The 3398-nt window shown below is 69.2% G+C and carries 5 protein-coding genes; 3 read left to right on the top strand and 2 right to left on the bottom strand.

What is annotated here, in order from left to right; all coding sequences use genetic code 11:
* Nucleotides 1-367 precede the first annotated feature (367 nt).
* Entirely contained in the window at nt 368-1309 is a 942-nt protein-coding gene (locus H5J26_RS29570) for a DUF5996 family protein (RefSeq protein ID WP_181769033.1), read from the top strand.
* A 91-nt stretch (nt 1310-1400) separates the two neighbouring features.
* On the opposite strand, the gene H5J26_RS29565 is transcribed toward H5J26_RS29570, so the two are convergent.
* On the bottom strand, nt 1401-1760 hold the full coding sequence (locus tag H5J26_RS29565; RefSeq protein ID WP_181769032.1) for a UBP-type zinc finger domain-containing protein: 360 nt from the start codon (nt 1758-1760) through the stop codon (nt 1401-1403).
* Between the two features lie 334 nt (nt 1761-2094).
* Nucleotides 2095-2394 (bottom strand): hypothetical protein, encoded by a 300-nt coding sequence (locus H5J26_RS29560; protein WP_181769031.1) that lies wholly within the window; start codon nt 2392-2394, stop codon nt 2095-2097.
* 225 nt (nt 2395-2619) lie between these two features.
* Between H5J26_RS29560 and rpsF the strand changes: the two genes are divergently transcribed.
* Nucleotides 2620-2910, top strand: a complete 291-nt coding sequence (gene rpsF, locus H5J26_RS29555; RefSeq protein ID WP_181769030.1) for a 30S ribosomal protein S6 — start codon at nt 2620-2622, stop codon at nt 2908-2910.
* Between the two features lie 98 nt (nt 2911-3008).
* On the top strand, nt 3009-3398 hold a 390-nt coding region (locus tag H5J26_RS29550; RefSeq protein ID WP_181769029.1), incomplete at its 3' end, for a single-stranded DNA-binding protein.

The raw sequence follows: 3398 nt of genomic DNA, 5'->3' as shown, positions 1-3398 counted from the left end.
CAGGGCCACGTTCACCGCCGTACCGTCCAGCAGCACCATGCTGGAGCCCAGCACCGTGGTGAACAGCACCCAGCGCCCCGTGGCGCCGGACATGGAGACCTCACCTGCACGAGCAGCGTTCATGGCCCCATCCTGCGTTCCCGGGCGCGTCCTGCCGGGCGAGGCGCACGCGGACATGCCGGACCTCGCCCACCTCGTCATCATGGAACTGCGCGGCCCCGGCCGGTACCCACGGGACCGCGGCGGCCGGACAGCGGCCCTGGACGGGGGCCGTACGGGGGCAGGGCCGGGCCGGAGACAGGAATCGGTGGCCGGAGAACGGCAGCCGGGAACGGCAGGACATCAGGACAAGAAGGGGGACGACGCCATGGAGCTCTTCCCGCCCCTCCCGCTCGCCGAATGGCGGGACACCAAGGAGACCCTGCACCGCTTCGAGCAGCTGATCGGCAAGATCCGCCTCACTTCGAGCACGCGCCGCAACCACTGGTGGAACGTGCCCTTCCATCTCACCGGGCGCGGCATCACGACCCGTCCGATGGGTCAGAGCGACGGCAACCCCGTCTTCACGATCGACTTCGACTTCGTCGACCACCAGCTGGTCGTCTCGACGCTGGACGGCACAGCCGTCTCCTTCCCCCTCCTCGGCCAGTCCGTGTCGTCCTTCCGGCACAGCACCCTGGAGACGCTGTCCGACCTCGGCATCGAGGCGGACATCCCCCACCCCGAACCGTTCGACCTGCCCGACTCATCGAGGCCGTTCTCCCAGGACACCGAGCACGCGGCCTACGACCCCGAGTACGCCACCCGCTACTGGCAGGTCCTCAGCCAGGTCGCGCTCGTACTGGAGGAGTTCGCCGCGGACTTCTCGGGCAAGTGCAGCGCGGTGCATCACTTCTGGCACACCTTCGACATCGCCCACACCCGCTTCTCCGGACGTCAGGTGGAGCAGTCGCCGCAGACCGACCCGGTGACCCGGGAGGCGTACTCGCGGGAGGTGACCAGCTTCGGCTTCTGGTTCGGCGACGACACCTTCCCCGAGCCCGCCTTCTACGCCTACGCCGCCCCCGAACCCGTGGGGCTGTCGGCGGAGCCGCTCAGCCCCACGGCCGCGAGGTGGAACGAGCAGAACGGAAGCCATCTCGCGCTGCTGCGGTACGAGGACGCCAGGGCCGAGCCCGATCCTCGTGCCGCGGTGCTCGGCTTCTACGACAGCGCCTACCGTGCGGCGGCCAGGCGGGCCGGCTGGGACATGGAGAGGCTCGCCAGCCCCGAGGGGATCACCGACCAGCAACTCGTACCGCACGGCTGAATCGCACGCACTCCGGTCGCCGGCCCATTGAGGGACCGGCGACCGAGGTGTGTGCGATGGAGGCGGACGTGCGCGTGCTCCGGCGGGACGGTCAATGGAGCTGCCGCTGCCAGTCCGCGGGAACCCGGCCCTCAGGGCCGGGCGTCGGCTGCTCCAAGGGATGCGAGGTGGGCGGGGCCAGAGCCGGCCCCGCCACGAGCTGCTCGTTCTCCGCGTCCCAGAACCAGTCCTCGCCGGGTTCGAAGCTGGTGAGGAAGGGGTGGCCCTCATGGCGGGCGTGCATGGTGGCGTGCTGTCCGGGAGAGGAGTCGCAGCATCCGATGTGGCCGCACGCGGCGCAGCGCCGCAGATGGAACCACCAGCCGGGCCCGTCGCCCGCGGAACACTCCACACATCCCGTGCCGCTCGGGCGGGCGGCGGGGTCGATGCCTGGGATCTGGTCCTGTGCCATGCGACAGCTTCCTCTCGCTCGATGCCCTGCGCCGTGACGCCGCGGAGGCGTCCGGCACCGGTCATGCACGGGGTGTGCCGTGCCGTACGGCCCGGGTGCGGACGCTCGGCGTCGCGGCAGGAACCAGGACGGGTGTCACACGATCGGCTGGTTGCCGGACACCGGCGCCCCCGAAGTCGGGCATCTTGCCAGCGTAAAGAAAACCGGCATTCGGGGCATTTCGGCGAGCGAAGTGAGTGCCGCTGTGGCACAGCGCTGAGCCCCGTCCCGGAGCGGGACGGGGCTCAGCGCGATCCGGAGGAGAGGGCGTGCCCGCGCAGGGAGCGCCCCTCCGTCAGGGCAGCAGTCCGCCGTGGGCCATGCCGAGATAGAAGCCGAAGGCGGCGCCGCCCAGCCCGATGATCAATGCGAACCGCTCACCCGTCGTCGCCGAGATGAACTGTCCGATCGCGCCCGTGAGGACCCCCACCAGGCCGGTCCAGGCGCTGACCACGTGCAGGTCCGAGGACATGGCCGTCGCGAAGGCGATCACGCCCAGCAGGATCGTCGCCGCCGCGAAGCTGTTCTCAAGCGGATGGGCCCGGCGGTCGGCGAGAAGCATGGAGATCGGGTTGTGCCGTACTGCCTGTGCCATGCGGCACCTCCTGACAGAGGGGCGGCCTCAGCGGAGTCCGGGTGACGCCGCTCACACCGATGCGTCCAGATTGCGGCGTCTTGCCCACGGATTTCAACCGGAAGGCCCAAGCCGGGTAGTCTGAACGGTCTGCACCGCCGCCTGTGTGCGGCTGGAGCAGAACGCATCACGACCCTCCTGCCACGGAACGACCGTGGCCGCGAGTCCAGAGGAGGTGGGTTCCACATGCGTCACTACGAGGTGATGGTGATCCTCGACCCCGATCTCGAGGAGCGCGCGATCTCGCCGCTGATCGAGAACTTCCTGTCCGTCGTCCGCGACGGTCAGGGCAAGGTCGAGAAGGTCGACACCTGGGGCCGTCGTCGGCTCTCCTACGAGATCAACAAGAAGCCCGAGGGCATCTACTCGGTCATCGACCTGCAGGCCGAGCCTGCAACGGTCAAGGAACTCGACCGTCAGATGAATCTGAACGAGTCGGTCCTGCGGACCAAGGTCCTCCGCCCCTCCGCCCACTGAGCGACAGCTCTCAGCGGTACAGGGACCGGACAACCGAGTAGCAGCAGCAAGCTACAGAAGCCACAAGCAGCCAGCAGCACCCCGCCGAGAGGTTCCCCATGGCAGGCGAGACCGTCATCACGGTCGTCGGCAATCTGGTCGACGACCCCGAGCTGCGCTTCACCCCCTCCGGTGCGGCGGTCGCGAAGTTCCGTGTCGCGTCCACTCCCCGCACCTTCGACCGGCAGACCAACGAGTGGAAGGACGGCGAAAGCCTGTTCCTGACCTGCTCGGTCTGGCGGCAGGCCGCGGAGAACGTCGCCGAGTCCCTCACCAAGGGGACGCGCGTCGTCGTGCAGGGCCGCCTCAAGCAGCGTTCGTACGACGACCGCGAGGGGATCAAGCGCACGGTCTACGAGCTGGACGTCGACGAGGTCGGCGCCAGCCTCCGCAACGCCACCGCCAAGATCACCAAGACCACCGGTCGAGGCGGTCAGGGTGGCGGCGGC

This window comes from Streptomyces albidus (ex Kaewkla and Franco 2022) (assembly GCF_013870515.1).
Classification (GTDB): domain Bacteria; phylum Actinomycetota; class Actinomycetes; order Streptomycetales; family Streptomycetaceae; genus Streptomyces; species Streptomyces albidus.
Note: the sequence above shows the minus strand (reverse complement) of the source record. Positions and strands in the feature narration are given on the sequence as shown.

Bases quoted from the DNA above. Each gene is read 5' to 3' on its own strand.
- rpsF (WP_181769030.1), top strand. From the start codon at position 2,620: ATGCGTCACTACGAGGTGATGGTGATCCTCGACCCCGATCTCGAGGAG.
- H5J26_RS29570 (WP_181769033.1), top strand. From the start codon at position 368: ATGGAGCTCTTCCCGCCCCTCCCGCTCGCCGAATGGCGGGACACCAAG.
- H5J26_RS29560 (WP_181769031.1), bottom strand. From the start codon at position 2,394: ATGGCACAGGCAGTACGGCACAACCCGATCTCCATGCTTCTCGCCGAC.
- H5J26_RS29565 (WP_181769032.1), bottom strand. From the start codon at position 1,760: ATGGCACAGGACCAGATCCCAGGCATCGACCCCGCCGCCCGCCCGAGC.